Consider the following 26,828-nt stretch of genomic DNA (forward strand, 5'->3'; position numbering starts at 1 on the left):
CATGACTTCAAGCACTTCCTCAGCCCCCACCCCACGCACCGCGTCCGGTCTCGGACTGGCCACCGTAGCCGCAGACGGCACGGTCCTGGATGTCTGGTACCCCCGTCCCGCCCTTGGCACCCTGGAGAACGACGCCGCGCTGGCAGCCGAACTCGGGAAAACCGCAGAGGCCATGGCTGACGAGGTCCGGGGAACGCGCGGCGAGGTCGTCGAAACCCAGATCGACCTTGACGAGGCGCCGGCAGCAACCGCCGACGCGTATCTCCGCTTGCATGTCCTCTCCGCCCGCCTCGCAGCTCCGAACACCATCAACCTTGACGGCATCTTCGGTGTGCTCCCGAACGTTGTGTGGACAAACTTCGGCCCCTGCCAAGTGGCAGGTTTCGACCAGGTCCGCGTTGGGCTGCGCGCCCGCGGCGCGGTCACCGTCTACGGCGTGGACAAGTTCCCCCGCATGGTGGACTACGTCCTGCCCACCGGCGTGCGCATCGCCGACGCAGACCGCGTCCGTCTGGGTGCACACCTGGCCGAAGGCACCACCGTTATGCACGAAGGGTTCGTCAACTTCAACGCAGGAACCCTCGGCACCTCGATGGTAGAAGGCCGGATTTCGGCCGGCGTAGTTGTCGGTGACGGCTCCGACGTCGGCGGCGGCGCGTCCATCATGGGCACCCTCTCCGGCGGCGGCAAGGAGCGGATCACCATCGGCGAACGTGTGCTCCTGGGCGCCAATTCCGGTGTAGGCATCAGCATCGGAGACGACAGCGTTGTGGAGGCCGGCCTCTACATCACGGCCGGCACCCGTGTCAGCGTCTCAGACCCCGAAACCAACGAGGTCCGCACCGTCAAGGCAGCAGATCTCTCCGGCGTTCCCGGCCTGCTGTTCCGCCGCAACTCCTCCACCGGCGCCGTCGAAGCCCTCCCCCGGCTGGCCCGTACCGTTGAGCTGAACGAAGCCCTGCACGCGAACTAGGACCCGGACTAGGGAGGCAGGGCAGTGGCCCGCACCGTGCAGCCTGCGGCACGGCGCAGACGCATCAGCGTGCTGCTTCTTGCTGCCGCAGCCGCGGCGGCAGTTCTGCTCTGCCTCCTGGTCCTGGCCATCAACCGGAATGAGGAGCGCCCGGTGCGCGAACGCTGCACGGCAACAGTCAGCGGCGCTTCCTGGTCCCTGAACCCGGACCAGGCCGTCAACGCCTCCACCATCACGGCCGTTGCCGTCACCCGCGGCCTTCCGCCGAGGGCGGCGTCCATCGCCCTGGCCACGGCAGTGCAGGAATCCGGGCTCCGCAACCTCGATTACGGGGATGAAGCCGGCCCGGATTCACGCGGCCTGTTCCAGCAGCGCCCTTCACAGGGCTGGGGCTCGCAGGAGCAGATCATGGACCCGGTATACGCAGCTAACGCGTTCTATGACGCCCTGGTTCAGGTGCCCGGTTACCAGGATCTGCCCATCACGGTTGCCGCCCAGACCGTGCAGCGAAGCGCCTTCCCGGACGCATACGCAGACCACGAGCCGGAAGGCAGGGCATTCGCCTCAGCCCTGACCGGCCAGTCACCTGCTGCCCTCGCCTGTACGCTCAATCCCGCTCAGGCACCGGGAGATCCGAACGCTGTTCTTGCAGCTGTGTCTGCGCTCTACGGTGAGCAGCAGGCTATGGTCCTTGGCGAGGTGCTGGTACTAGGCGCATCAGGAGAATACGGCTGGTCACTCGCCCAGTGGGCCGTGGCAAATGCGAAGGCGCTGAACATCAACGAAGTGTCCTATGACTCCAGAACCTGGACCCGGGGCAGCGGAGAATGGACTGCCTCCGATGCTCCTTCCACCCAGGTAGCCATCCATATTGCACCGGTGTCAGTAGGCCAGGGCTAGCGGCCGGCCTGCACACACTCCTGCCCGGCGGACCCACTAGGCTGGAAGCATGCGAATACTAGTCACCGGAGGAACCGGCTACATCGGGTCCCACACCACGCTTGAGCTGCTGAACGCGGGGCACGACGTCGTTGTGATGGACAACCTCGCCAACTCCAGCACTGAATCCCTCAACCGGGTCCAGGAACTCACCGGGCGCACCGCTGCGTTCGTGCAGGCTGATCTGCTGGATCCCCAGGCGCTTGAAGCGATCTTCACCGAGCACTCCCCCGAAGCTGTCATCCACTTCGCCGGGCTCAAGGCCGTGGGCGAATCCGTGGCCAAGCCGCTCCACTATTACCGCAACAACGTTGCCGGCACGCTCAACCTGCTGGCGGCCATGGACCGGCATGACGTACGCACCATTGTCTTCAGCTCCTCAGCCACCGTGTACGGAGCGTCCGAAGAGGTGCCTCTGGTGGAGAAAATGCCGATGGACGCCGTAAACCCCTACGGACGCACCAAGGAACAGATCGAGGACATCCTCGCGGACCTCGGCGCCTCGGACGAGCGCTGGAGCATCGCCCTGCTGCGTTACTTCAACCCCGTTGGCGCGCACGAATCCGGTCGCATCGGAGAAGATCCCACGGGTATCCCCAACAACCTGCTGCCCTTCGTGGCGCAGGTAGCCGTGGGACGCCGGGACAAGGTCATGGTCTTCGGCAATGACTACCCGACCCCGGACGGCACTGGTGTGCGCGACTACATCCATGTGATGGACCTTGCTGCCGGCCACCTCGCCGCGCTCGATTACATCGCAGCACGCAAGGGGGTCAAGCGCTGGAACCTCGGCACCGGCAACGGTTCTTCGGTCCTGGAGGTCCTGGCCGCGTTCTCCAAGGCAGCCGGACGGGAAGTTCCTTATGAGTTCGCTCCGCGCCGCCCGGGAGATGCCGCAGTAAGCTACGCCGATCCCTCTGCGGCCCTGGCAGAACTGGGCTGGTCTGCCGGCCGGTCCCTGGACGACATGTGCCGGGACCACTGGAACTGGCAGAAGCAGAACCCGCAGGGCTACGCCGCACAGGCCTAGCCTCAACCGCCGAGAGGCCAGTTACGGCTCCTTTGAGGCTTCAGAGGAGCCGTAACTGGCCTCTCGCGAAGCGGAAAAGGACGGGCCCGCATCCTCATGGCTGAGGAAGCGGGCCCGTCCTTTAAGAAGTTGCCGGGTTTAGCGCTCCGGGTAGTTGCGTTCCGGAAGGCCCGTGTACAGCTGGCGCGGACGGCCAATCTTGGTCTGCGGGTCCTGCATCATTTCACGCCACTGGGCGATCCAGCCCGGGAGGCGGCCGATGGCGAAGAGCACGGTGAACATCTTCTCCGGGAAGCCCATCGCCTTGTAGATCAGGCCGGTGTAGAAGTCTACGTTCGGGTAAAGCTTGCGCTCGATGAAGTAGTCGTCCGCGAGGGCCTTCTCTTCGAGGCGCATGGCGATGTCCAGCAGCTCGTCATTGCCGCCCAGGTCCGCGAGGATCTCGTGTGCGGTGGCCTTGACGATCTTGGCGCGCGGATCGTAATTCTTGTAGACGCGGTGCCCGAAGCCCATGAGCTTCACGCCGTCTTCCTTGTTCTTGACCTTCTCCATGAAGTCTTCCGGCTGCATGCCGGTGGACTGGATGTCCCGCAGCATGTTCAGCACGGCCTCGTTGGCGCCGCCGTGCAGCGGGCCGAAGAGCGCGCTGATGCCGGCGGAAATGGAGGCGAACATGTTGGCGTTGGAGCTGCCGACCAGGCGCACGGTCGAGGTGGAGCAGTTCTGCTCGTGGTCCGCGTGCAGGATGAGCAGCAGATCCAGGGCCTTGACCAGCTTCGGGTTCAGTTCATACGGCTCAGCCGGCAGGCCGAAGGAAAGCCGCATGAAGTTCTCCACCAGGTTCATGGAGTTGTCCGGGTAGAGCATGGGCTGGCCGATGCTCTTCTTGTGGGCGTAGGCCGCAATCACCGGCAGCTTTGCCATGAGGCGCACGGTGGAGAGTTCCACCTGCTCCTCGTCGAAGGGATCCAGCGAGTCCTGGTAGAAGGTGGAGAGCGCGCTGACGGCGGAGGAAAGCACCGGCATCGGGTGGGCGTCGCGCGGGAAACCGCCGAAGAAGCCTTTGAGGTCCTCGTGCAGCAGGGTGTGGCGGCGGATCCGGTGATCGAAGGCCTCGAGCTCTGCCGGGGTGGGAAGGTTCCCGTAGATCAGCAGGTAGGAGGTTTCGAGGAAGCTTGAGTGCTTGGCCAGCTGCTCGATCGGGTACCCGCGGTAGCGCAGGATTCCGGCATCGCCGTCGATGTAGGTGATCGCCGAGGTGGTGGCCGCGGTGTTCATAAAACCGGGGTCAAAAGTAACGGTGCCGGTCTGCTTCAGCAGCTTCGATACGTCAAAACCGTCGTTGCCTTCTTTGGCCGCGATGCGGGGCAGCTCAAGCTTGTCCGCAGGGTCGGTCCCATAGTGCAGTTCGGCACTTGGTCGCTCAGTCATGTTTCTCCTTCAGGAGTTTGAAGAACCCACTGCTACGGGCCCGCATCCTCGTGAGAAGAGCGCCCATAGAACACATTCGTGCTTTTATCTATTTCGCTAAAACGCTACCGGGTTACCGGGGGATACCACTAATCGGCAGCCATGTTGTTGTGCAAGCGCAACATCAGTGCATAATGCCACCGGCCAATCAGCCTGCAGCTTCCGCCAGCCGCCGTGCAGCGGCTGCGACCCGTTCGTCGCTGCCGGTGAGCGCCACCCGGATGTAGCCGGCACCGGCGTCTCCGTAGATGACCCCCGGACCCACAACGATCCCCAGGGAGGCAAAACGTTCCACCGTGGTCCAGGTGTCCTCACCTGCGGTCGCCCAGAGGTACAGACCTGCTTCGGAGCTGCTGATCTTGAGTCCGAAGGCTTCCAGCGCCGGAACCAGAAGTTCGCGCCGTGCCCGGTACTTGTCCTTCTGCTCCGCGATGTGCCGGTCATCCGAGAGGGCTGCGAGCATCGCTGCCTGGACGGGTGCGGGGACAATCATCCCGGCATGCTTGCGGCTGTTGACCAGGTTCGCGATGATCGCGCCGTCCCCGGCCACAAAAGCCGCGCGGTAACCGGCCAGATTGGACTGCTTGCTCATCGAATAGACGGCCAGCAGCGACTCGTTGCTGCCGCCGCTGACCCGCGGGTCCAGGACGGAGGGAACCGGGGCCCCGCCGCGTGCGGTGTCCCATTCGCCCCAGCCGAGTTCGGCGTAGCACTCGTCCGATGCAACAACCGCACCGAGTGCACGGGCCTGGTCCACCAGGGCCGCCATAGATTCCGCACTGCGGACGCTGCCGGTCGGGTTTCCGGGAGAGTTGATCCAGACGAGGCGGACGCGCGCCCGGGTCTGCTCATCGAGTTCGGAGAGGTCATCGGCGGCCACGGGCGTTGCGCCGGCCAGCACGGCACCCATGTCATAGGTCGGGTAGGCAACGGTGGGACGGACGACGACGTCGCCGGCGCCCAGCCCGAGCAGCAGCGGCAGCCAGGCCACCAGTTCCTTGGAACCAACGGTGGGCATGATGTCCTGCGGGTCCAGTCCCGGCACCGACCGGCGCCGGGCGAACCAGTCGGCGATTCCCTGCCGCAGCGCGGGCGTACCGTGCGTGGTGGGATAACCCGGCGCGTCAGCAGCAGCGGCCAGGGCAGCCTGGATGAAATCCGGGGTGGGATCCACCGGTGTGCCGATTGAGAGGTTCACGGCGCCGTCAGCATGGGCGGAAGCCTGCTCCACGTAGGGTGCCATGGCTTCCCAGGGGTACTCCGGAAGATCCAGGCCAAAACCGCCGGAGGCCTTGGTACTCATTACTGGTTCTGCGGCGGCAGGGCGGCGATCATCGGGTGATCCTTGTGTGTGTTGCCAAGCTTGGCGGCGCCGCCGGGGGAACCCAGGTCATCGAAGAACTCGACGTTGGCCTTGTAGTAGTCGGCCCACTCTTCAGGGGTGTCGTCCTCGTAGTAGATGGCCTCAACCGGGCACACGGGTTCACAGGCACCGCAGTCCACGCATTCATCCGGGTGGATGTACAGGGAACGTTCACCTTCGTAGATGCAGTCCACGGGGCACTCTTCGATGCATGCCTTGTCTTTTACATCCACGCATGGCTGCGCAATTACGTACGTCACGTCCCTTTGCCTTCCTTGGTGTGCGGATTTCCGCGTAGCCGCAGATCTCCACGAGGTAATGCTTCCACGTTAGTAGTCCGTACCATTATCTCCCAGCCGGGAGGGTGCCGCGTACTATGTAACGGTGAGAACCCCATCCCCCGAGGAGCGGCTGCGTGCAGCCGGAACCGGGCAGCGCGCCGTCGTGCGTTACCGCATTGAGGGAGGCCTGACGGATGCTCTGGGCACCATCACCGCCCTGGACGCCGAGGGGTGCACCATCGAGACCCGGAGCGGCCCGGTGACCATCCAGTGGTCCCTGGTGACGGCGGGAAAACCGGTGCCGCCGGCACCGGAACGCCGCAGGCCGCGGTCCCCCCAAAGCCCGGCCTAGGCCGCCGCCCGGCCCGGCGTATGCTGGGTTGATGCCAAAGGATGATGTGATTCAGGCCCGGGGACGAGCGCTGAGCTCCCCTGTCCGCCTGCGGATCCTGCGTTTGTGCCTTCACGCGGACCGTACCAATCAGGAAATTGCCGAGGCACTGGAGCTGAACCCCGCGACGGCACTGCACCATGTGCGGACCCTGCTGGGCACCGGATTCCTCGCGGCCGGCACACCCCGCAGCGGCAACCGCGGCGCCAAGGAGATCCCCTACCGCGCCACGGGACTGAGCTGGAAAGCGTCCCTGCCGGAGAGCGCCAACATGGTCTTCATTGAGACATTCCTGCAGGAAATCGAAGGTTTGCCCCCGTCTGACATTGAAGTGGTGCGCATGGGGCTGTGCCTTAACGAGGAAAACCGCCGCGTGCTCATGGAGAAGCTGCGGGCGGTTTTCGACGATTATGCACTGCGTGGTCCGGATCCGGACGGCACACCTACATCCCTGATGCTGGCCCATCACCTGGACCGCACCAGCGAACGGCTGGCTTCAGGAGCCGCCTAGCCGGCCGGGCCCGGGCCCGGCCGGTAACCCGGGTCCGTCCCGTAAGGCAGCACCGGGTTCGCAGCAGAGGCACGCTCATAGCGGGCTTCCCGCCGGAGCACGACGGCGGTCACCAGGACCGCTGCCACTGTCGCCAGAGACTGGCCAAATAGCCAGATAAGCCCGGCGGTAACAACCGGCAGGTCCAGCCCGGAGGACGTCCCCGTGACGATCAGCGGACCGCTGAACATATCCAGGGAGAACGCACCAAGCAGGACATAGGTCAGCACGCCGGTGGCGGCGCTGACGGCCACCGAACGTGCCCACAGCCCGGCAAAGACTGCGACGGCGGCACTGAAGACCAGCGCGCCGACAGCACCCAGCGGCAGCGGGGTATCCCCTGCGTACAGCACCTGGGCGTGCAGTGACGTTCCCAGGATGCCGGCAGCCAAGGCACCAAGCACCACGGCAACAGGGCCCCGCCAGCGCGGGACTCTGTTGCCTGGTGCCTGGAACTGGACGATTGGACTAGGCCTTTGCGCGGGCGCGGTTGGCCTTGGCGCGCTCGTTGGCGTCCAGGATGAGCTTGCGGATACGGATAGCCTCCGGGGTGACCTCCACGCACTCGTCCTCGCGGGCGAACTCGAGGGACTCCTCGAGCGTCAGCTTGCGCGGCGGGGTCAGGTTCTCGAAGGTGTCCGAGGAAGCTGCACGCATGTTGGTGAGCTTCTTTTCCTTGGTGATGTTCACGTCCATGTCATCGGCGCGGGAGTTCTCGCCGACGATCATGCCTTCGTAAACCTCGGAGGTCGGCTCCACGAAGAACGAACCGCGTTCCTGCAGGTTGATCATGGCGAACGGGGTGACGACGCCGGCACGGTCAGCGATCATCGAACCGTTGGTACGGTATTCGATCGGACCGGCCCACGGCTCGTAGCCCTCGGCGATGGAAGCGGAGATGCCGGCGCCGCGGGTTTCCGTGAGGAAGCGCGTGCGGAAGCCGATCAGGCCGCGGGCGGGAACGATGAATTCCATGCGGACCCAGCCGGTGCCGTGGTTGGCCATGTTGACCATGCGGCCCTTGCGGGCTGCCAGCAGCTGCGTCACGGCGCCAAGGTATTCCTCGGGCACGTCGATGGTCATGTGTTCCATCGGCTCGTGGACCTTGCCGTCAACCAGCTTGGTAACAACCTGCGGCTTGCCGACGGTGAGTTCGAAGCCTTCGCGGCGCATCTGCTCCACCAGGATTGCCAGGGCGAGCTCGCCGCGGCCCTGGACTTCCCAGGCATCCGGACGCTCGGTGGGCAGCACGCGCAGGGAGACGTTACCGATCAGTTCCTTGTCCAGGCGGTCCTTCACCTGGCGGGCGGTGACCTTGGCTCCCTTGACCTTGCCGGCCAACGGGGAGGTATTGATGCCGATGGTCATGGAGATCGCGGGATCGTCCACGGTGATCAGCGGCAGCGGCTTCGGGTTCTCCACGTCGGTGAGCGTTTCACCGATGGTGATGTCCTCGATGCCGGCGACGGCGACGATCTCGCCGGGGCCTGCGGACTCCGCCGGAACACGCTCAAGTGCCTTGGTGGCCAGCAGTTCGGTGATCTTTACGGTCTTCAGGGTGCCGTCGTGGCGGGCCCAGGCAACCTGCTGCCCCTTGCGCAGGGTGCCGTTGAAGATGCGCAGCAGCGCCAGGCGGCCCAGGAAGGGGGAAGCATCCAGGTTGGTGACGTGAGCCTGAAGGACACCTTCGGGATCGTACGTCGGAGCCGGGATGTGGTCGATGATGGTCTTGAACAGCGGTTCCAGGTTGTCATTCGCCGGAGCCTGGCCGTCTGCCGGCTGCTCCAGGGAGGCTGCACCGACGCGAGCGGCGGCGTAGACAACGGGTACGTTCAGGACCAGGTCAAGATCCAGGTCGGGAACTTCGTCCGCGAGGTCGGAGGCCAGGCCAAGGAGCAGGTCCATGGATTCGCTGACAACCTCGTCGATGCGAGCGTCGGGGCGATCGGTCTTGTTGACCAGCAGCACCACGGGAAGCTTGGCGGCCAGCGCCTTGCGCAGCACAAAACGGGTCTGCGGCAGCGGGCCCTCGGAGGCGTCGACGAGCAGCACAACGCCGTCAACCATGGACAGGCCGCGCTCGACCTCTCCGCCGAAGTCCGCGTGGCCGGGGGTGTCGATCACGTTGATGGTGATGGTTTCGCCGTTGGCAGCCGGACCGTTGTAGAACACGGTGGTGTTCTTGGCCAGGATGGTGATGCCCTTTTCACGTTCCAGGTCACCTGAGTCCATCACGCGTTCTTCGACATCTCCGTGCGAAGCAAAGGAGTTCGTCTGCTTGAGCATGGCGTCGACGAGGGTCGTTTTGCCGTGGTCAACGTGGGCCACAATAGCAACGTTGCGGAGATCGCTACGCACTGCGCTGTTTACAGCCGTGTTGGTTTCTGACATGCGTGAAGACTCAATTCATAGGTAACAGTTCGGGGATAATTCACAGTGGTCCGGAATCGATCCGGAGAATCCGGCAGTTCTGTACAAATGCTGCGTTGGAACACACGTGTAAGAAGTCACCGAGAGGCCGCCGTCAGCGGGCACCATACCATTCTAGTCGTTTTGCCAAAGGTTCCCTAATGCGCTCTAAGCTGCGGCCCGCAGGCCGGGGAGCTTATGCCGCTTCCGGGGGCAGTTCCAGCCCCGCACCGGGGATCGCTGCGAGCAGGGCCTTGGTGTAGTCCTGCTGCGGGTTGCTGAAGACTTCATCCGTGGTTCCAGTTTCCACCACCTTTCCCTTCTGCATCACGCAGACGTCGTCCGCGATCTGCCGGACCACCGCCAGGTCATGCGTAATGAAGAGGTAGCTCAGGCCCAGGTCCGCCTGCAGTTCGGCAAGCAGATTGAGGATCTGCGCCTGCACCAGCACGTCCAGGGCGGAGACCGCCTCATCACATATGACCACTTCCGGATCCAGGGCCAGGGCACGGGCCACCGCAACGCGCTGGCGCTGGCCCCCGGAGAGTTCGTTGGGGAACCGGCGCATCACGCTCGAAGGCAGTGCCACCTGGTCCAGCAGCTTCCGGACTTTCGCAGCCCTGCTGGCCGCGTCCCCTATCCCGTGGACACGCAGCGGCTCTTCGATCGTGTGGAAGATGTTGTACATCGGGTCCAGCGAGCCGTAGGGGTCCTGGAAAATGGGCTGCACCCGGCGGCGGAACGCGAAGAGCTTCTTCCGGTCCAGGCTGGTCGTATCCACTCCGTCGAAGAGGATGCTGCCGCTGGTGGGAGTTTCAAGGTTCAGCATCATCCGGGCAACCGTTGACTTGCCGGAGCCGGATTCGCCGACGACGGCGGTGGTGGTCCCCCGCGGGACCGAGAAGGAAACATTGTCCACGGCTTTGAAATCCGTGTGCCGCCCCAGTCCGCTGCGCAGCCTGAAGACCTTGGTCAGGTTGCGGACTTCAATGATGCCGGGCTTGCCGGCATCCTCCGGCGCGGCCGGAGCTGGTGCCTCCAGGCCCCGGTCCCGGAGGCTGTCGATCCGCTTGGACGCGAGCGACGGCGCGGATTCAACGAGCCGCCGGGTGTAGGGGTGCTTCGGGTTCCGCAGGATCTCCAGCGCTGGTCCGGACTCAACGACACGTCCCTTGTACATCACCACCACGCGCTGGGCGCGTTCGGCGGCCAGGCCCAGGTCATGGGTGATCAGCAGCACGGCCGTTCCCATTTCCCTGGTCAGGGACTCCAGGTGGTCCAGGATCTGGCGCTGCACCGTGACGTCCAGCGCCGAGGTCGGCTCGTCCGCGATCAGCAGCCGCGGTGAGCAGGAAAGGCCGATGGCGATGAGGGCCCGCTGGCGCATACCCCCGGAGAATTCGTGCGGGTACTGCCTGGCCCGGGAGGCGGCGTCGGGCAGGCCTGCCTGGCTCAGCACCCGGGCAACGTCCGCGTCAGTGGCGGGACGGCCGTTTGCCTTCAGCGTTTCGCGGACCTGGAAACCGATCTTCCACACTGGATTCAGGTTGGACATCGGGTCCTGCGGCACCATGCCGATCGAATTGCCGCGAAGCTCCACGATCCGCTTGGCACTGGCGTGGGTGATGTCTTCACCGTCAAAAATGATCTGGCCGGCGCTTACCTGCCCGTTGCCGGGCAGCAGGCCGATGGCTGCGAGCGCCGTCGTCGATTTTCCTGATCCCGACTCCCCCACGATGGCCACGGTTTCACCCGGGAGCACGGTCAGGTTCGCATCCTGGACGGCGTTGACCGTGCCGTTGGAGGTATTGAAGGAAATCGCGAGCGAGCGGATATCCAGCAGCGGTGCCGGCTCGGTGGCCGGGTTCTGGGCAGTGGAGGTCATAGCTTGCGGGCTTTCGGGTCGAGGGCATCACGCACGGCGTCGCCGAGCATGATGAAGCTGAGGACCGTGACGGACAGCGCCCCGGCTGGCCACAGCAGCGCAGCGGGGTTGGCGCGCAGCGAGGTCTGGGCAGCAGAAATGTCATTGCCCCAGGACATGATGTCCGGCGGCAGGCCGATCCCCAGGAAGGACAGAGTGGCTTCAGCGACGATGAAGGTGCCCAGCGAAATGGTGGCAATAACGATCACCGGTGCCAAAGCATTGGGCAGGACGTGCTTCACCAGGGCCTGGAACCGGGAGACGCCCAGAGCGCGGGAGGCGACGACGAAGTCCGCGTTGCGCACGGAGATCACCGCTCCCCGGGTGATACGGGCAATCTGCGGCCACCCGAAGACCACCAGGGTCAGGACTACGGTCCAGATATTCCGGTTCTCGCGGAACATGGGAAGCTGCATCACAATGATGGCGCCCAGGATCAGCGGCAGTGCGAAGAAGATGTCGCCCAGCCGTGCGATGACCGCATCCAGCCAGCCGCCGTAGTAGCCGGCGAGCGCGCCCAGCGTTCCGCCCAGCAGCACCACCGAGGCAGTGGTGATAACGCCGACCAGCAGGGACGCGCGGGTGCCGTAGATCAGCCGGGCGTAGACGTCGCAGCCCTGCAGGGTGAAGCCCAGCGGATGCCCGGGGCTCGGCCCTGCGTTGGAGTCCGCCAGATAGCAGGCCCCGTCCGGCGGCGTCTGGGTGAAGAGCTGCGGAAAGGCCGCCACGGCAACAATCAGCAGGATCATCAGGGCAGAGATGATGAACAGCGGCCTGCGGCGCAGGTTCCGCCAGGCCTCTCCCCACATGCTCAGCGGGGCCTTGCCGTCCTGGACTGCGTCGGTTTCCGGAAGTACGTCCGAATCCGCCGCCGCAACAAAGTGCTCCTGGGTCCGGGAACTCTTACTCATAACGGATCCTTGGGTCCAGCCAGGCGTACAGCAGGTCTACCAGCAGGTTCGCCACCACATAGACCAGGACCAGCACGCTCACAATGGAGACAATCGTGGGCCCTTCGCCGCGGATGACAGCCTGATAGAGCTTCTGCCCGACGCCGGGCACGTTGAAGATGCCCTCCGTGACAATTGCGCCGCCCATCAGCGCACCCAGGTCTGCGCCCAGGAACGTGATAACCGGGATCAGGGAGTTGCGCAGAATATGCACGGTGACCACGCGCCCGCGGGAGAGGCCCTTGGCCGTGGCGGTGCGGACGTAGTCGGCATTCATGTTTTCAATGACTGAGGTGCGCGTCAGCCGCAGGACGTAGGCGAAGGACGCCAGTCCCAGGACGACGGCGGGAAGTATCAGATCGCTCCAGCCGGCACTGGCCCCCACTGTGGGAGCTGTCCAGCCGAGTTTGACGCCGATGATGAACTGCAGCAGGAAGCCGAGCACAAAGACCGGGATGGCGATGACCACCAGCGAAACGAAAAGCACGGTGGCATCAAAGATGCGGCCCTTCTTCAGACCTGCAATGAGGCCAAAGACAATCCCGAACACTGCTTCGAAGAGCAGCGCCAGGACAGCCAGGCGCATGGTGACCGGGAAGATCTGGGCCAGGACTTCGGCCACGGGACGGCCGGAGAAGTCGTTGCCCAGGTTAAAGGTCAGCAGGTTCTTCAGATACTCGAAGTACTGAACGATGAAGGGCTGGTCCAGGTTGTACTGTTCACGCAGCTGCGCGGCGACTACCTCGTTGACCGGCCGGTCCCCGAACAGTGCCGCGATCGGGTCCCCGGGGAGCGAAAAAACGAGGAAATAAACCAGCAGGGTGGCCCCGAAGAACACCGGGATCATCTGCAGGACCCGGCGTGCAATGTATCTGGTCATCAGCGGGCCCTGACCTGGTCAGCTCGAAGGGCTGGTTTGAACATGGAAATCCATCCTGTTCTGACGGCAGACGGCCGGGGCCGTTCCCGTTCCTGCCCCGGTGGACAGGAACGGGACTCGGCCGCCGGCTCGCCGGCCAGGCTTACTTGCGTGCGATGTTGTAGTAGACAGGCACGCCGTTCCAGCCGGTTTCTACGTCAGTGACGTTGCTGCTCCAGCCGGTCTGGGATACCTGGTACCACAGCGGAATTACCGGGAGGTCCTGCAGCAGGACTTCCTGGGCCTGGTTGAAGATGGCCGCACCTTCTTCAGCGGTCGGCGCAGACAGGCCCTTCGAGAGCAGGTCATCGAATACCTGGCTCGAGTAGTCGCCGTCGTTGGATCCGGCGCCGGTTCCGTAGAGCGGGCCGAGGAAGTTGTACAGCGACGGGTAGTCCGCCTGCCAGCCCGTCCGGATGGCTCCGCTCAGGGTCTTGGCTGTGGCATCCGAACGCAGTTCCTTGAACGTGGAGTACGCCTTGCCCTGAGCATCCACACCAAGGACGTTCTTCAGGGAGTTGCACACCGCGTCAACCCATTCCTTGTGGTCCCCGTCGGCGTTGTAGCCGATGGTGAAGGCCTTGCCCTCGGGCCACGGGGAGATGGCTTCTGCTTCTTCCCAGAGTTCCTTGGCACGCTCGGGGTTGTAGGCCAGCACTTCCGAGCCGGCAAGCCCGGAATCGAAGCCTTCAATGACCGGAGCGGTGAAGTCGGTGGCCGGCTCCCGTGCACCGGAGAAGATGACATCTGTGATCTCTTCGCGGTTCACTGCCATGGAGATGGCCTGGCGGCGCAGCGCACCGGCTTCCCCGGAGAACTCATCGAGATACTCGGGAATGGTGATCGTCTGGTTCTGGGCCGTCGGCTTCTCCGAGTAGCGCCCCTCACCCAGGTCTGACTTGAAGGTCTTCTGGGCTGCAGCCGGCATCTGGTCCAGCACGTCCAGGTTGTCCGCCTGCAGGTCCGCGTACGCGGCGTCGTAGGAGGAGTAGAACTTGAACGTCACCCCGGTGTTCTGCGGAACCCGGGTGCCCGTGTACTCGGGGTTGGTAACCAGGTCGATCTGGACTTCATGCTGCCAGGCGTTGTCTCCGGCCAGCATGTAGGGGCCGTTGCCTACCGGGTTCTCCCCGAACGCTGCCGGGTCCTCAAAGGCCTCAGCGGGCAGCGGGTAGAAGGCGGTGTAGCCCAGACGCAGCGGCCAGTCGGATTCCGGCTGGGAGAGCGTCACGGTGAAGGTCTTCTCGTCGAGAACCTGCAGGCCGCTCATGGTGTCTGCGGTTGCGCCCTCGGCACTGACTTCGTCATACCCTTCGATGCTCTCGAAGAAGTAGGAGTTCAGCTGTGCGTTCTTGGCAGCAGCCCCAAAGTTCCATGCATCCACGAAGGATGAGGCCGTCACGGGTTCCCCGTTGGAGAAGGTCTTTCCGTCCTTCAGGGTAATCGTGTAATGCTGCGAGTCCTCGGTCTCGATGGACTCGGCGATTTCATTTACTGTCTTGCCGTCGGCGTCGTAGCTCACTAGGCCTTCGAACAGAAGGTCCATGATCCGTCCGCCGCCCACCTCGTTGGTGTTCGCGGGAAGCAGCGGATTCTGCGGCTCGGTGCCGTTGGCCGTAATGCTCGTAGTGGTGGCAGCGGAGTTACTGCTCTCGGTTCCTCCGCCGCAGGCTCCCAGCGCTAGGGCGGCGACCACCGCCACGCTGACAACCTTGGATACGCGCTGTAAACGCATTCCGCCTCCTGGATAGAAAGGAAGCCGGTGTCTAGTTTCCGGCGCTGATGCCCGGGTAGCAGCTGCTGGGAGGGACCCAATGACTCTTCCTCAGACCTCAGCAAATGGTCCTTGGCTCCCGGGGTTTCCGGGCAACCAAAAGGGGACATGCCCGGACGAGCGACCCGTTGTTCAGGTGCTCTCGAAGCCTGTCCCCCTGTGTAAAAAGTATATAGACGCGCGGCGGCATATAACGATTCGAGGACGATGTTAGATCCGCCACGTGATTTGCTGGACAAATCACCAAACTTATAATAAGCGCGCTTAAACAGCGGAAGGGCCCTCCGAAGAGGGCCCTTCCGAATGGCTGCGGATGCCTACAAAACGTCTCCGGCGGAGGACATCAGTTTGGCCCGCAGCTCGCGGCGCTCACGCTGTTTGTCCGGATCCGGCAGCGGCACCGCTGCGATGAGGCGCTGGGTGTACTCCTCCTGCGGGTTGCGCAGGATCTGGTCACGCGTGCCCTGTTCCACGATTCGTCCGCTGCGCATCACGCAGATGTGATCTGCCAGCACATCCACCACCGCGAGGTCATGGGTCACGAACAGGCAGGCGAAGCCGAGTTCGCGCTGCAGGTTCTGGAACAGCTCCAGGACCTTGGCCTGCACGGACACATCGAGCGCCGACGTCGGTTCATCCGCAACCATCAGCTTGGGCTTCAGCGACAGAGCCCGGGCAATGCCCACACGCTGCTTCTGGCCGCCGGAGAGCTCATGCGGGTAGCGGTTCCGGTACGCACGGGGCAGCTCAACCTGGTCCAGCAGTTCCTCAATCCGCTGCTGCAGGGCAGCTCCCTTCGCCTCGCCGGCGAGGAACATCGGTTCGCCGATGCTCTCACCGATCGGCAGCCGCGGGTTCAGCGAGGACGAGGGGTCCTGGAAGACCATTCCCACCTGGCGGCGCAGTGCGTGCATGGCCTTGGAGTTCGGCTTGAGCTCGGAGATGTCCGTACCGACCACCCTTAGCTCGCCTTCGGCAACCGGAAGGAGCCCGACGGCGGCACGGCCAATGGTGGTCTTGCCGGACCCTGATTCACCCACCAGGCCCATGACCTGTCCGGGAAGGATCCGCAGATTGGCACCCTCCACGGCACGGAACGCGGCGACCCGGCCCTGCTTGGGGTACTCGATGGCCACGTTTTCCAGGACCAGCACAGGCTCGCCGCCGGCTTCGTCGATCTTGGCTGCGGCGTCGGTCCGCAGGCCGGAGAGGACCTCCGCTTCGCGCCGTTCAAGTTCAGCCTGGTCAACGGACTCAAGCTCAACATGCGTTGCAGCTGCCAGGGCAGCTACGACGTCGACGTCGCCGTCACCGTCAGCGCCCTGCCCCAGGTGCGGGACGGAGTCCAGCAGTGCCTGGGTGTAGGGGTGCTGCGGGTTGGCGAAGATCTCTTTCGCCGTTCCGGTTTCCACGATGACGCCGTGGCGCATCACGGCGATGCGGTCAGCCAGGTCGGCCACCACGCCCATGTCGTGGGTGATCAGCACAATGGCCGAGTTGAGCTTGTTACGCAGGTTGCGCATGAGGTCCAGAATTTCGGCCTGGACCGTAACGTCGAGTGCGGTGGTGGGTTCGTCAGCGATCAGCAGCTTCGGATCGCAGGACAGTGACTGCGCAATCATGGCACGCTGGCGCTGGCCGCCGGAGAGCTGGTGGGGGTAGGACTTGAAGGCCTTCTCCGGGTCCGGCAGTTCCACCATGTCCAGCAGCTTCAGCGCACGCTTGCGTGCCTCGTCCGGGGAGAGCTCATTGTGCAGCCGCAGTGTCTCCACAATCTGGAACCCCACGGTGTAGACCGGGTTCAGGGCCGTCATGGGCTCCTGGAAGATCACGGCGACGTCGTTGCCGCGCACCTGGCGCAGCTTGTGCTGGGACAGCCCCAGCAGCGGTTCGCCGTCCAGCAGGACCTCGCCGGTGACCCGGGAGTTCTTGGGCAGCAGGCCAAGCAGCGCCATGGAACTGGCGCTCTTGCCGGAACCGGACTCACCCACGATTGCCAGGACTTCACCTGCGTTGACGTGGTAGTTCAGGCCGATGGCGGCGGGGACCCATTCCTTGTCCACGCCGAAGTCGACGGAGAGGTCGCGGACTTCCAGGACCGGCGGCCGGCCAGTGGAGCTCGCCTGCGGTGTGCTGATGGTTTCAGTCATGGCGGTGGTTTCCTTCCGTCCAGGCTGCGCGCCGGCCCCGGATCACCGGGCCGATTACGGAGGCGCCTGAAAATGCTGTAACGATGGGGGTATGCCGAACCCGCAGAGCGAGCCCGTGACCGAAGTTTTCCGCCCTCGAACCACCAAATGGTTCGTAGGCATTGCCGTTCTCCTCACGGCCGCCGCGGTGGTCTCCGCCGGACTGAGCTCGGGTGCCGGAGGCGTTTTGGCCACCGCTCCCCTGCTCCTGATTCCGGCCGGCGCGGCGTGGCTGTTCTGGTATCCCAGTGTCCGGGTATCCGCCCTCGGTGTGAGGCTGGACAACCCGTTCCGGACCGTCCAGGTACCCTGGGCTGCCCTGATTCATGTGGATACCAAGTTCGCGCTGAAGCTCGTCACCCCGAAGGGCTCCTACACTGCGTGGGCTGCTCCCGCTCCGGGCGTCTGGGGTACCCATGCGGGCAAACCCGAACACCTGCGCAACCTCCCCGGAACCACGTACGGCGTAGGCGGCTCGGTGCGTCCCGGCGACCTCAGCAACACTGATTCCGGCCAGGCCGCGCGCATGGTGCGCGAACGCTGGGAAACCCTGGTCAACGCCGGCCGGATCGATCCCGACCAGACCGACACCGCCCGCGCTGCCGTGAGCTTCAACTGGCGCTGGATCCTGGGCCTTGGACTGGGGGCCGTGGTCCTGTTCGCCCTGGCGGGGCTGGCCTAGACCGGCCAGCCCCGCTTCGGCGGAAAGAGTTCCCACTAGTTGCCAGCCGTCTTGGTCTTGACCTTCTTGGCATTGAACTTCTTCTGCCGCGGGTCAAAGGCGTCGCGCAGGCCGTCACCAATGAAGTTGATGCACAGGCAGATGGCCACAATGAACAGGCCCGGCCACCAGAACAGCCACGGGCGGGTCTGGAACGCCTCCTGGTTCTGGCTGATGAGCAGGCCAAGGGACGTATCCGGAGGCTGCACGCCAAAGCCGATGTAGCTGAGCGAAGTCTCCAGCAGGATGGCCGTTGACATCAGCAGCGTCGTGTTGACAATGATCACGCCCACGGCGTTGGGCAGGATGTGCTTGAAGATGATCCGGTTGTTGGAGGCTCCCGCAATGCGCGCCGCGTCAACGAATTCCCGTTCGCGGAGCGAAAGGAACTCGCCGCGGACCAGTCGGGCAAGTGACGTCCAGGTGGCAAGGCCCAGGAAGATGCCGAGCAGCACCACGCCGATGCCTTCGCCGACCAGGCGGTTTGCGATCTGGCCCAGCACAGCAGCCATGACGATGATCGGGATGATGATGACGACGTCGGTCAGGCGCATCAGGACGGCTTCGGCCCAGCCGCGGAAGTAGCCCGCGACGGCTCCGACCACTGAGCCAACGATGCAGGCGATGACGCCGACCAGAACCATCACAATGATGGACTGCTGCGTGCCGCGCATGGTCATGGCGAACATGTCACGGCCAATGCGGTCCTGGCCGAACGGGTGCTCGCCCCAGTTGAAGAGGTTCACGAAGGTGGGAGCACCGCCGTTGATCTGTTCGGTGAACTGCCGGTGGTCGTACTTCCACCAGCCCGGAATACCGGCGAAGCCAATCGAGCTGAAGGCAAGGATGCAGATCAGCACAAAGACAACCAGCGAGATCATCGCCGCAGTGTTGTCAAAGAAACGCTTGCGGACGATCTGTCCCTGGGACAGGCCCTTGGTCTTCCCCTTGGCGTCCTGCGCGGGGTCTGTTCCCGGCGGGTTGGAGGGGGTTTCGGCGGAAAACGTAGTGCTCATGACTTCACCCTTACGCGCGGATCAAGGACGGTATAAACAAGGTCTGCCACCAGGTTGAAGACCAGGGCCAGAATGCCGGTCACCAGGAAGAAGCCCATGATCGGATTCGGATCCACACGGCCCAGGGCCTGGACGAACAGCTGGCCCATGCCGCTGAAGGCGAAGACCTGTTCTGTGATCACCGCACCGCCGATCAGCGCGCCGATGTCGAAGGCCACAATGGTGGCCAGCGGGATCAGGGCGTTGCGGAAGGCGTGCCGCATGACCACAGTGCGCTCAGAAAGACCCTTCGCGCGCGCCGTGCGGATGTAGTCCATGTTCATGATCTCCAGCATGGAAGCGCGGGAGTACCGGCTGTAGCTGGCAAGAGACGCGAGCAGCAGCGCAATGGTGGGCAGCAGCAGGTGGGTGAAGGTATCCACGCCGCTGATCCAGAAGTCCCCGTTCAGGCCGGGGGTGGACGCGCCCACGGTGGCGATCGGCCGGTCGCGGATGCGTGAGTTGTCCATGTAGGCCGGCCAGGCGTACATAAAGCGGTCCAGCACAATCAGCCCGCCAACCAGCAGGCCGGTCAGGGCCGCCCCGCGCATGCTCTGGCCGCGGTCGTAGCCGCCCATCAGGTAACCCACCAGACAGCCGACGGCGACTGTGGCCAGGGCCAGGAGCAGGATCATCAGCCAGGTGGCCGAGTTCAGCAGCGGCTGCACGGCGTAGTAGGCCACCATGCCGAGCGCAACGGTGATCAGGGCTGAGTAGAGGGCCTTGCGGTTTTTCAGTCCGGCACTCAGCAGCGTCACGCCATAGGCGATTGCCACGCCGGTGACGGCAATGACTACCGGTCCAAGGCTCGGGGTGGAGAACCATCCGGTGGCACCGAGGACAAAGAGCAGACCGGCTGCCGCGGCGAAACCTGCCACAAATGCTATGACCCGGCGCCGGATGCTGCCGCCTGCGAATACTACCCAGATTAGGCCGCTGGCTATGCCTACACCCAGCACGACCGAGGTTGGTATTTGTGGATCGGCGAGGAAGTTGTTGAAGCCGATGGCACCGTATTCCTTCAGCAGGACGGCCAGCCAGAAGATCGGCAGGGAGAAGAAGAGGAACGCCATGAAGGTGACGCCGTAGTCCAGCGAGCTGTACTGGCGCAGGGCAGTAATGATGCCCAGGGAGATGCCCACGATGATGGCAAGGATTGTTGCCGTGGTAACCAGCAGGATTGTGGCGCCCATGGCGCGCGCCAGGGCGTCCGTTACCGGCTCGCCCTGGATGCTCTGGCCCAGGTCGCAGGTCGCCGCGAACGGGGCGAGGCACTTGACCGCGCCGCCCAGCCAGTAGAAGTAGCGCAGCGGCGGTGGTACATCGAGATTCAGGAGTTCGCTCCTGGCCCGGATCAGTTCATCACGGTTGGGTGCGGGGTTCTCGCGCAGGTCGTGGAGGGGGTCGCCTGACGCCGCTGTCAGGAGATAGACCAGGAACGATGCCCCGAAGAGGATTAGTACGGCGGTCAACAGCCGCCGGACGATGTAGGTAACCATAGAGTGTCAGCCTCATTAGAACGGGTCCGGGGGTTCTCCCGGCACTCGCAGAAGTGTAGTGCAGGTCATAAGAGCGGGGAATTTGGGTAATCCCAATCACTTATCGGCTGCAGTGGGGGTTCGGGGAAAGTACAAGGCGCCGGGACCGTAAAGGCCCCGGCGCCTTGCGGGTTAGTGCTTATCCGTTAGGAGAAGCGCTTAGTCAAGAACTTCCCATTCCCAGAAGTTCCACCAGACACCGGTCTGGTTCGGCATGAAGGAATCGATTCCGCCGATCTTGTCGCTGTGAGCGTCAACGCCGGGCGCCTGGAACAGCGGCAGGCCGTAGGAGGAATCCCAGATCAGCTTGTCGATCTGGATCTGCAGTTCCTTCTGCTTCTCGGTGTCCGTCTCAAGGATGAGCTGGTCCATCAGAGCATCGGCTTCCGGGCTGGAGAAACCGTTGTAGTTCGAGGCAGCGCCGGTCTTGAAGATCTGCGGAACGCCGGTCACGCCAACGCCGGTGCTGATCCAGCCGAAGATGGAGGCATCGTAGGTGCCGGTGCCCAGGGCGGAGCCCCAGTCGGAGGCACCGAGGCCGCCGTCGACGACCTTGAAGCCGGCCTCGGAAGCGGACTGTGCGATCAGCGTGTAGGCATCTGCACGGTTGGGGTTGTCCTTGTTGTACATGATGCGTACTTCAGGAGTTGCGCCTGCGAGCAGTTCCTTGGCGCCTTCGATGTCAACCTCAGCGAACTCGGAAGAGCCGTTGTTTTCAGCAGACTCTTCGTAGCCCGGCTGGTCAGAGAGGAAGATCTCGGAATCCAGCGGAGCTGCATCCGGGTTCAGCTTCTTGATGATGGAATCAACGATTGCCTGGCGCGGGATGACCTTCATGAACGCGGTGCGCACGTCCTGGTCAGCGAAGACGCCGGTGTAGTTGAGGTCGACGTGGTCGTAGGAGAGCTGGTTGCCGGAGTTCATGGTGACTCCATCAATGGCTTCGATCTGCTCCACGGTGTCGGCAGACGGCTGCGGGGCGATGATGTCCACTTCGCCGTTCTTCAGGGCCTGGACCTGGGCGGGAGCGTCACCGATGTAGCGGACGATGATTTCGTCAACCTTGGGCTCCGGACCCCAGTTGTAGTCCTCGTTGCGGGTCAGCGTCATGGAGTTCTCGGGGTCGATCTCCGAGACAATGAACGGGCCGTTGGAGAGGTACAGGGAGGCATCCGAGGGCAGGGACTTGGTGTCGAAGCCGGTGTTCCAGAAGTCGGCCACAGCCTTCAGCTCTTCGTTGACGGGAGCCGGGTTCGCCGGGTCGCCTGCGGGAGTGTTCTGGATCAGTTCGATCAGTGCGTCGCCGTCGGCCAGGCCGGCCTTTTCGGCAACAACGTGTGCCGGGGTGCTCACGCCGCCGTCGGTCATTGCACCGAAGGCAACTTCCCAGTCTGCGAAAGGCTCGGAGTAAGTGAGAGTGATGGAACGTCCGTCGTCACCAATTTCCGGAACGTCAGTCAGGCCGAGACCCGAGGTGTCACCTGCGTAGTCGAAGTAGGTGGTACCGGAAACGGTTTCACCTTCCTCGTTGGTGGTGGCGTCGTTGAAGTGGCCGGAGTTGACGGCCCACAGCAGCATGAGGTCGTCTGCATCGACGGGCTCGCCGTCGGACCAGTTCACACCTTCATTAACGGTGTACTTGACCGTCAGGGGATCGTCGGAGACCTTCTCGTAGGTGCCGAAGTCTTCCTGCGGGATAACTTCAAGCTCGTCGCTGATGTAGTTGAACCCGGAATGCGTGGCGTACGCAATCTTGCCGTTGATATCGACGTTGCCGTTCGCTGTGTTGCTGTTGAACGAGCTGAAGGCGTTAACCTCCACAACGCGGACAGAACCGCCGGTGCTCTCGCTGTCAGTTGAACCGCCGTCGGTGGTCCCCTGATTCGCTGCACAGGCGCTCAGTGCGAGAGCGGCAACAGCCGCCACACCCACTGCTTTGGAAATACGTGCAAAACGCATTCCGCCTCCTATTTCTCAGTGCGTCATTGTCTCCGGCGGGATTACCGGAATCACGGACAGCGCAGATCCTGCGTGCCTCGTCGCATATGACTAAGAGAGTAGACCGCAGATAGCTACTGGTCCGTAACGTGGTTCCCGACGCGACACGGTTGTTACACGTTTGCAACCTGAAAATTATCATTACGCCGCGCACTCTGGCGCTGGGCTACAAGAAGGGTTTATTGTGCCCCCGCACACAGTCACAGCACCCAAAACAGGCGCAGCGATAGGATTATGGTGAGGCCGGAGACCCGGCTCACACCTACTCTTTGAGGATTCATGTGAAGCTCACAATCATCGGCGGCTCGCAGGGAACCGGAGCCCGGCTGGCTTCCCTCGCACAGGCTGCAGGCCACGAAGTGACAGTCCTCTCGCGCAGCGGCAAAGGTCCGGAGGGAGTACGGGTCCTCACAGGGGATGCCCTCGACCCGTCAGCTGCCGCATCCGCAGTGGCCGGCGCGGACGCCGTCGTTATTACCGTTGGCGGCACAAAGGGCAGCCCCGGTCACCGGGCCGCCGTCACCCGCAGCGTTATTGATGCCATGAAGCGCGAAGGTGTCCGCCGGCTGATGGTGCAGTCGTCCCTGGGCGCCGGAGATTCGGGATCCCAGATGCCTGCACCGCTGCGCATGGCCATGCGGGTTGCGCTGGCTAAGCCGCTGGCTGACCACAATGAGCAGGAAGCTGCGGTGCAGAGCTCCGGGCTGGACTGGACCATCGTCCGGCCCACCGGCCTCACGGACAAGGAACCGACCGGGTCCTGGCAGGCGCTGCAGACCTCGGAACCGGGCACGCTGAGGGGCTCCATTCCGCGCGACGATCTGGCGGCCTGCATGCTGGGGCTGCTTGAAGACCCGGCCTCCGTCGGCAAGGCAGTGGGAGTGAGCAGCTAAGCAGGACGCTTGCCACGGCGGGAGTGCGCTGGTTGCATAGCGGCGTGGAGACAAAATGGATCTGCCCGGCACTGCTGGGAATGCTGTCCGTCTTTCAGGCAGGCCTGGCCGCGGGAGCACCGTGGGGCAGGGTTTCCTATGGAGGCAAACACCCCGCACGACTCCCGGCAAAGTTGCGCAGGATCAGCGTGGTGTCTTCCCTGGTATATGCGGCAGGCGCTGCAGGCCTTGCTTCCCGGCGGACTCCCCCGGGCCTGAAACGTGCAATCCATATTGCATGCACTGGCCTTGGCTCGGTGGGCACGGTGGTCAACGCGATCTCGCCCTCGCGCCCCGAGAAGCTGTGGAGCATCTGGTCCCTGGGCTTGGGGGCAGCTGCCTGGAACCAGCTCAGGAGCGGCCGGCGGCCCTAACCCGCTGACGCCGGCTCGGGCAGCGGCGTATTCCTGGTGCGCGCGTCCTTAAAGCGCGGCCCCGCGAACCAGAGCACAATGCCAACGAGGACCCACGCGCCCAGCGTGAGCGCGGCGGCCCCTCCCCCGGCGCCGTCGAAATAGGCCACTGAGCGCACCAGCGTGCCTGCGGCGCCGGGCGGCAGCAGCTGGCCGATCACTGCGACGCCGGCCGGAAGCCACTGGGCGCTGGTGGCGATTCCGGCAAAGGGGTTGCCGACGAACATCATCGCCATGGCCGCAGCGGTGAACCCCTTCGTGCCGAAGCACTCGTTAAGTCCGGCCAGCGGCAGCGCCAGTGCTGCGATGCCGAGGGCCACGCTGGCCGCTACTGGCAGCACGTCGCCGTCGATACTGCCAAACAGGTACTTCAGGACGGCGGCGACGACGAACCCTCCGGCGATGGAGAATCCAGTCAGGCCGGCGAAGATCCAGCCCCTCTTCCCAGGGAGCATGGAGCGGAACGCGACGGCGGGCACAATGCCGCCGAAGACCAGCGGGAAAGCCAGTCCCCCAATACCTACGCCTGCGGGGTCAGCTTCGGGCAGCGGAACCACATCGGTGACCTCAGGCTGCCGCTGCAGGTCCTGCGCCAGTTCCGTTCCGGCCGCGCTGATTGTTCCGGAGATAACGGTGGAGCCTGCGCTGGCTACTGAGATGTCCAGGTTTTGGCCTGTGAGATTGAATCCACCGGCTATTTCGCGGTTGCGGATTCCTGCTTCCAGGGCGCCCTGATCTGGATACGGAAGTACCGAGAAGACGCCCGGCGACTGCACTTCCAGGGCTTCGGCGACTACCGTCAGCTCTTCACCGTCGCCAGCCACGCCCACGGACAGGTCTCTGGGGCCTGAGAGCAGGGACGGTGAGATGAAGAGCATCAGCAGCGCCAGCAGGATGATCGACAGACCTGCTGTGAGGCCTGCCCAGATGGCCGCATGCTTTCGGTGGGAACCTGATTCCGGGACTTGGGTTGTCATGAGTACCTTCGATTCCAATGGAGGTTTTTCCTCCACTTCCACCGGATGATATTCCTCCGGTTTAGACTGGAGGTCAACTTGAGGAGATTCAATGAGGGCTGACGCCGCACGCCGCAGGCAGAGCATCATCACGCACGCCAGGCACACTTTCGCTGCCCGCGGCGGTGACGTTGCGCTGGAAACGGTAGCTGCGGCCAGCGGCGTCGGAATCGCCACCCTGTACCGGAACTTCGCAACACGAGAGCTGCTGGTCCGTGCGGTGATCGAGGATACGGTGCAGCAGGTCCTTGAGGCGGTGGCCGGTGCGGAAGCCATTGCAGGACAGGACCCGGCGGCAGCCTGGGAGCAGCTGCTGACCAGTCTGATGGAACTCGAGCTTGGTGCACTTACCGACGGTCTCAGCCTGCAGGTCCAGCCCGGTTCGCCGGAACTGCCTTCGCTGGCGGACCTGCAGCGACCCGCTCTGGAGGCACTCGATGGGCTGCTTCGCCGGCTGCAGCGCAGCAAGGCCGTGCGGAAGGACATTTCAGCGCTGGACGTTGTGGTGTCCCTGGCGACGATCACCAGGCCGCAGTCCGGTCCTATCCGTGAGGCGGCCCCGGATGTGCAGGCGCAGATGGGCGCCGCATATCTGCTGTGGAGCCGGACGGTCTAGTCCTTCCAGGGAACGTACCGGGATCGGCCTTCCCACGTACCGTGCTCGGACAGCGGCCGAAAGCGCAGCGTGGTGAACTCGTGGTGGAAGTCCCGGCGTTCCCGTTCAACCATCGCCGTCGCATGGCGGCGGGCTGTTTCCCCGCCATCGCGTCCGGAGACCATCCCTGTCATCGCCCGGGTGCTGGACCAGATGGAGAACGTCGAGACCGTCCGGGGCAGGCGCAGGCCTGCCATGGCCAGTGTCGCCTCCGGATGGTCCCGGATCTGGCTTTCCACCGGCCTTCCCCAATGGATGAAGCGCGGAAGCTCGGGAAGGCGGAGCCGGGCAAGGGTCACGGCCACTACCGGCTCGTGCGGGTTGGCTGCTTCTGTCATTTCCGGCAGCCCGGAGAACTCAGAGACTTCGCCCCAACGTCGAAGGAACTGCATTCTGATGTGCCAGCCTTTATCGAGCTTCTGACCCAGCGGATTCTCCGCCAGGAAAGCGATCAGGGACTGTTCCTCGTCCCACTCCGCGAACACGGCGGTGCGTTTGAGCTGCATCCTGCGGGTTGAGACGATTGCCGCGCCCAGTTCCATCCCGGCGAACACCTCTGAGTGAACCAGCCCCTGCGCTCTGGGCGGGCGCAGCAGGGTTGCCATGGCGGTGAACGGCGGCAGGTGCGCGAGGTGGAAGGAGTAGAGGGTCATGCTGCCGGCGCTTCTTCTCTCCCCATGCCCTTAGCCTTGCCGGACGCGGCGGCACGCGTCAAATAACTGCCGCTCAGTCGGCCCGACGGTAGTGCACGGAGATCGCCCCGTTGTTCATCGTCTCGGCGGAGACCAGGTTTAGGCGGCGAGCGCGGTCGAGAAGGCCTCCGTACAGGGTCGGACCATGCCCGGTGATCATCGGGTGCACCAGGAACCGGTAATCATCAATGAGGTCCAGCTGGTCCAGCGCGGAGGCAAGTTTGCCGCTGCCGAGGAGAACGCCGTCGGGAGTCTGGTCCTTGAGCTCCTGCACGGTGGTGCGCAGGTCACCTTCGAGTTGGTGGCTGTTGTTCCAGGGGAAGTCGCTGCGCGTCGAAGAGATTACGTACTTGGGTTTGTCCTCAAGTGTGAGCGCCCACTGACGGATCGCCGTCGGCGCTTCGACTTCTCCGCGGGCAACCAGCGGCCAGTAGCTCTCCATCAACTCATAAGTTGTGCGTCCCCACAGCATGGCCCCGCTCTCGTCCAGGAGCCGGGTGTAATGCGTGTGGGTCTCGTCGTCGGCGACTCCTTCGAGGTGGTCGATGCAGCCGTCCAAAGTGATGTTGTAGCTGAATGTCAGGGAACCCATGGAGCGATTCTGCGGCGGCTCGGTCCCGTGTGCAATCCGTTTGCGGAATCGACC

At 64.0% G+C, this 26,828-nt stretch carries 25 protein-coding genes; 9 read left to right on the plus strand and 16 right to left on the minus strand.

Annotation, left to right across the window (positions count from 1 at the left end; all coding sequences use genetic code 11):
• The first annotated feature begins 1 nt into the window (after position 1).
• The 3 genes from dapD to galE are packed head-to-tail and all read left to right on the plus strand — an operon-like array spanning position 2 to position 2,942.
• The gene (dapD, locus tag ACWGQ2_RS03935) at positions 2-973 is read left to right on the plus strand and encodes a 2,3,4,5-tetrahydropyridine-2,6-dicarboxylate N-succinyltransferase (RefSeq protein ID WP_452014580.1); all 972 of its coding nucleotides are present in this window, start codon (positions 2-4) and stop codon (positions 971-973) included.
• 24 nt (positions 974-997) lie between these two features.
• Positions 998-1,873, plus strand: a complete 876-nt coding sequence (locus tag ACWGQ2_RS03940; RefSeq protein ID WP_452014582.1) for a hypothetical protein — start codon at positions 998-1,000, stop codon at positions 1,871-1,873.
• Positions 1,874-1,922: 49 nt separating this feature from the next.
• The gene (galE, locus tag ACWGQ2_RS03945; RefSeq protein ID WP_452014584.1) at positions 1,923-2,942 is read left to right on the plus strand and encodes a UDP-glucose 4-epimerase GalE; all 1,020 of its coding nucleotides are present in this window, start codon (positions 1,923-1,925) and stop codon (positions 2,940-2,942) included.
• 138 nt (positions 2,943-3,080) lie between these two features.
• Here galE and ACWGQ2_RS03950 read toward each other — a convergent pair whose 3' ends face one another.
• The 3 genes from ACWGQ2_RS03950 to fdxA all read right to left on the minus strand — a co-directional run bounded on the left by ACWGQ2_RS03950 (position 3,081) and on the right by fdxA (position 6,035).
• Complete coding sequence (locus ACWGQ2_RS03950) at positions 3,081-4,373, minus strand: citrate synthase (RefSeq protein ID WP_422402202.1); 1,293 nt, start codon at positions 4,371-4,373, stop codon at positions 3,081-3,083.
• A 187-nt stretch (positions 4,374-4,560) separates the two neighbouring features.
• Positions 4,561-5,715, minus strand: coding sequence for a succinyldiaminopimelate transaminase (gene dapC / locus ACWGQ2_RS03955; protein ID WP_452014586.1), 1,155 nt, complete (start codon positions 5,713-5,715; stop codon positions 4,561-4,563).
• Complete coding sequence (gene fdxA, locus ACWGQ2_RS03960) at positions 5,715-6,035, minus strand: ferredoxin (RefSeq protein WP_452014588.1); 321 nt, start codon at positions 6,033-6,035, stop codon at positions 5,715-5,717. Before fdxA ends, dapC begins: the two co-directional genes overlap by 1 nt.
• Before the next feature lie 124 nt (positions 6,036-6,159).
• On the opposite strand from fdxA, the gene ACWGQ2_RS03965 reads away from it, so the two are divergent.
• Together ACWGQ2_RS03965 and ACWGQ2_RS03970 are read left to right on the plus strand one after the other, a co-directional pair.
• A complete protein-coding gene (locus ACWGQ2_RS03965) occupies positions 6,160-6,408 on the plus strand; it encodes a hypothetical protein (RefSeq protein ID WP_452014590.1) in 249 nt (82 codons plus the stop codon).
• Positions 6,409-6,439: 31 nt separating this feature from the next.
• Positions 6,440-6,958 (plus strand): ArsR/SmtB family transcription factor, encoded by a 519-nt coding sequence (locus tag ACWGQ2_RS03970; RefSeq protein ID WP_452014592.1) that lies wholly within the window; start codon positions 6,440-6,442, stop codon positions 6,956-6,958.
• Here ACWGQ2_RS03970 and ACWGQ2_RS03975 read toward each other — a convergent pair.
• The 7 genes from ACWGQ2_RS03975 to ACWGQ2_RS04005 all read right to left on the minus strand — a co-directional run bounded on the left by ACWGQ2_RS03975 (position 6,955) and on the right by ACWGQ2_RS04005 (position 17,123).
• Positions 6,955-7,389 carry a hypothetical protein gene (locus ACWGQ2_RS03975; RefSeq protein ID WP_452014594.1) on the minus strand — a complete coding sequence of 145 codons (435 nt, stop codon included), beginning with the start codon at positions 7,387-7,389 and terminating at the stop codon, positions 6,955-6,957. The two genes, ACWGQ2_RS03970 and ACWGQ2_RS03975, sit on opposite strands and share 4 nt — an antisense overlap.
• Before the next feature lie 76 nt (positions 7,390-7,465).
• Complete coding sequence (typA, locus tag ACWGQ2_RS03980; RefSeq protein WP_325789162.1) at positions 7,466-9,388, minus strand: translational GTPase TypA; 1,923 nt, start codon at positions 9,386-9,388, stop codon at positions 7,466-7,468.
• A gap of 214 nt (positions 9,389-9,602) precedes the next feature.
• The gene (locus ACWGQ2_RS03985; protein WP_452014597.1) at positions 9,603-11,291 is read right to left on the minus strand and encodes a dipeptide ABC transporter ATP-binding protein; all 1,689 of its coding nucleotides are present in this window, start codon (positions 11,289-11,291) and stop codon (positions 9,603-9,605) included.
• The gene (locus ACWGQ2_RS03990) at positions 11,288-12,241 is read right to left on the minus strand and encodes an ABC transporter permease (RefSeq protein ID WP_452014599.1); all 954 of its coding nucleotides are present in this window, start codon (positions 12,239-12,241) and stop codon (positions 11,288-11,290) included. Before ACWGQ2_RS03990 ends, ACWGQ2_RS03985 begins: the two co-directional genes overlap by 4 nt.
• A complete protein-coding gene (locus ACWGQ2_RS03995) occupies positions 12,234-13,160 on the minus strand; it encodes an ABC transporter permease (protein WP_325789166.1) in 927 nt (308 codons plus the stop codon). The genes ACWGQ2_RS03990 and ACWGQ2_RS03995 overlap by 8 nt, the downstream gene beginning before the upstream one ends.
• A gap of 142 nt (positions 13,161-13,302) precedes the next feature.
• Complete coding sequence (locus ACWGQ2_RS04000) at positions 13,303-14,934, minus strand: peptide ABC transporter substrate-binding protein (protein ID WP_452014601.1); 1,632 nt, start codon at positions 14,932-14,934, stop codon at positions 13,303-13,305.
• A gap of 356 nt (positions 14,935-15,290) precedes the next feature.
• The gene (locus tag ACWGQ2_RS04005; RefSeq protein WP_452014603.1) at positions 15,291-17,123 is read right to left on the minus strand and encodes an ABC transporter ATP-binding protein; all 1,833 of its coding nucleotides are present in this window, start codon (positions 17,121-17,123) and stop codon (positions 15,291-15,293) included.
• A gap of 91 nt (positions 17,124-17,214) precedes the next feature.
• Between ACWGQ2_RS04005 and ACWGQ2_RS04010 the strand changes: the two genes are divergently transcribed.
• A complete protein-coding gene (locus ACWGQ2_RS04010) occupies positions 17,215-17,844 on the plus strand; it encodes a PH domain-containing protein (RefSeq protein ID WP_452014605.1) in 630 nt (209 codons plus the stop codon).
• Positions 17,845-17,879: 35 nt separating this feature from the next.
• Here ACWGQ2_RS04010 and ACWGQ2_RS04015 read toward each other — a convergent pair whose 3' ends face one another.
• The 3 genes from ACWGQ2_RS04015 to ACWGQ2_RS04025 all read right to left on the minus strand — a co-directional run bounded on the left by ACWGQ2_RS04015 (position 17,880) and on the right by ACWGQ2_RS04025 (position 22,435).
• On the minus strand, positions 17,880-18,899 hold the full coding sequence (locus tag ACWGQ2_RS04015) for an ABC transporter permease (RefSeq protein ID WP_452014607.1): 1,020 nt from the start codon (positions 18,897-18,899) through the stop codon (positions 17,880-17,882).
• Positions 18,896-20,437 (minus strand): ABC transporter permease, encoded by a 1,542-nt coding sequence (locus ACWGQ2_RS04020; protein ID WP_452014609.1) that lies wholly within the window; start codon positions 20,435-20,437, stop codon positions 18,896-18,898. Before ACWGQ2_RS04020 ends, ACWGQ2_RS04015 begins: the two co-directional genes overlap by 4 nt.
• 198 nt (positions 20,438-20,635) lie before the next feature.
• Positions 20,636-22,435, minus strand: coding sequence for an ABC transporter family substrate-binding protein (locus ACWGQ2_RS04025; protein WP_452014611.1), 1,800 nt, complete (start codon positions 22,433-22,435; stop codon positions 20,636-20,638).
• Between the two features lie 320 nt (positions 22,436-22,755).
• On the opposite strand from ACWGQ2_RS04025, the gene ACWGQ2_RS04030 reads away from it, so the two are divergent.
• Positions 22,756-23,367: an NAD(P)-dependent oxidoreductase gene (locus ACWGQ2_RS04030; protein WP_452014613.1), complete on the plus strand. Its 612-nt coding sequence runs from the start codon at positions 22,756-22,758 to the stop codon at positions 23,365-23,367.
• Between the two features lie 191 nt (positions 23,368-23,558).
• Positions 23,559-23,780, plus strand: coding sequence for a hypothetical protein (locus ACWGQ2_RS04035; RefSeq protein ID WP_452014615.1), 222 nt, complete (start codon positions 23,559-23,561; stop codon positions 23,778-23,780).
• Here the strand turns inward: ACWGQ2_RS04035 and ACWGQ2_RS04040 are convergent.
• Positions 23,777-24,796, minus strand: a complete 1,020-nt coding sequence (locus tag ACWGQ2_RS04040; protein ID WP_452014617.1) for a hypothetical protein — start codon at positions 24,794-24,796, stop codon at positions 23,777-23,779. The genes ACWGQ2_RS04035 and ACWGQ2_RS04040 overlap by 4 nt on opposite strands.
• 91 nt (positions 24,797-24,887) lie before the next feature.
• On the opposite strand from ACWGQ2_RS04040, the gene ACWGQ2_RS04045 reads away from it, so the two are divergent.
• On the plus strand, positions 24,888-25,451 hold the full coding sequence (locus ACWGQ2_RS04045; RefSeq protein WP_452014619.1) for a TetR/AcrR family transcriptional regulator: 564 nt from the start codon (positions 24,888-24,890) through the stop codon (positions 25,449-25,451).
• Here ACWGQ2_RS04045 and ACWGQ2_RS04050 read toward each other — a convergent pair.
• Complete coding sequence (locus tag ACWGQ2_RS04050) at positions 25,448-26,143, minus strand: hypothetical protein (protein WP_452014621.1); 696 nt, start codon at positions 26,141-26,143, stop codon at positions 25,448-25,450. The two genes, ACWGQ2_RS04045 and ACWGQ2_RS04050, sit on opposite strands and share 4 nt — an antisense overlap.
• A 73-nt stretch (positions 26,144-26,216) precedes the next feature.
• A complete protein-coding gene (locus ACWGQ2_RS04055; RefSeq protein ID WP_452014623.1) occupies positions 26,217-26,774 on the minus strand; it encodes a dihydrofolate reductase family protein in 558 nt (185 codons plus the stop codon).
• Positions 26,775-26,828: the final 54 nt, after the last annotated feature.

The sequence above is a fragment of the Arthrobacter sp. NPDC055585 genome, assembly GCF_053619115.1.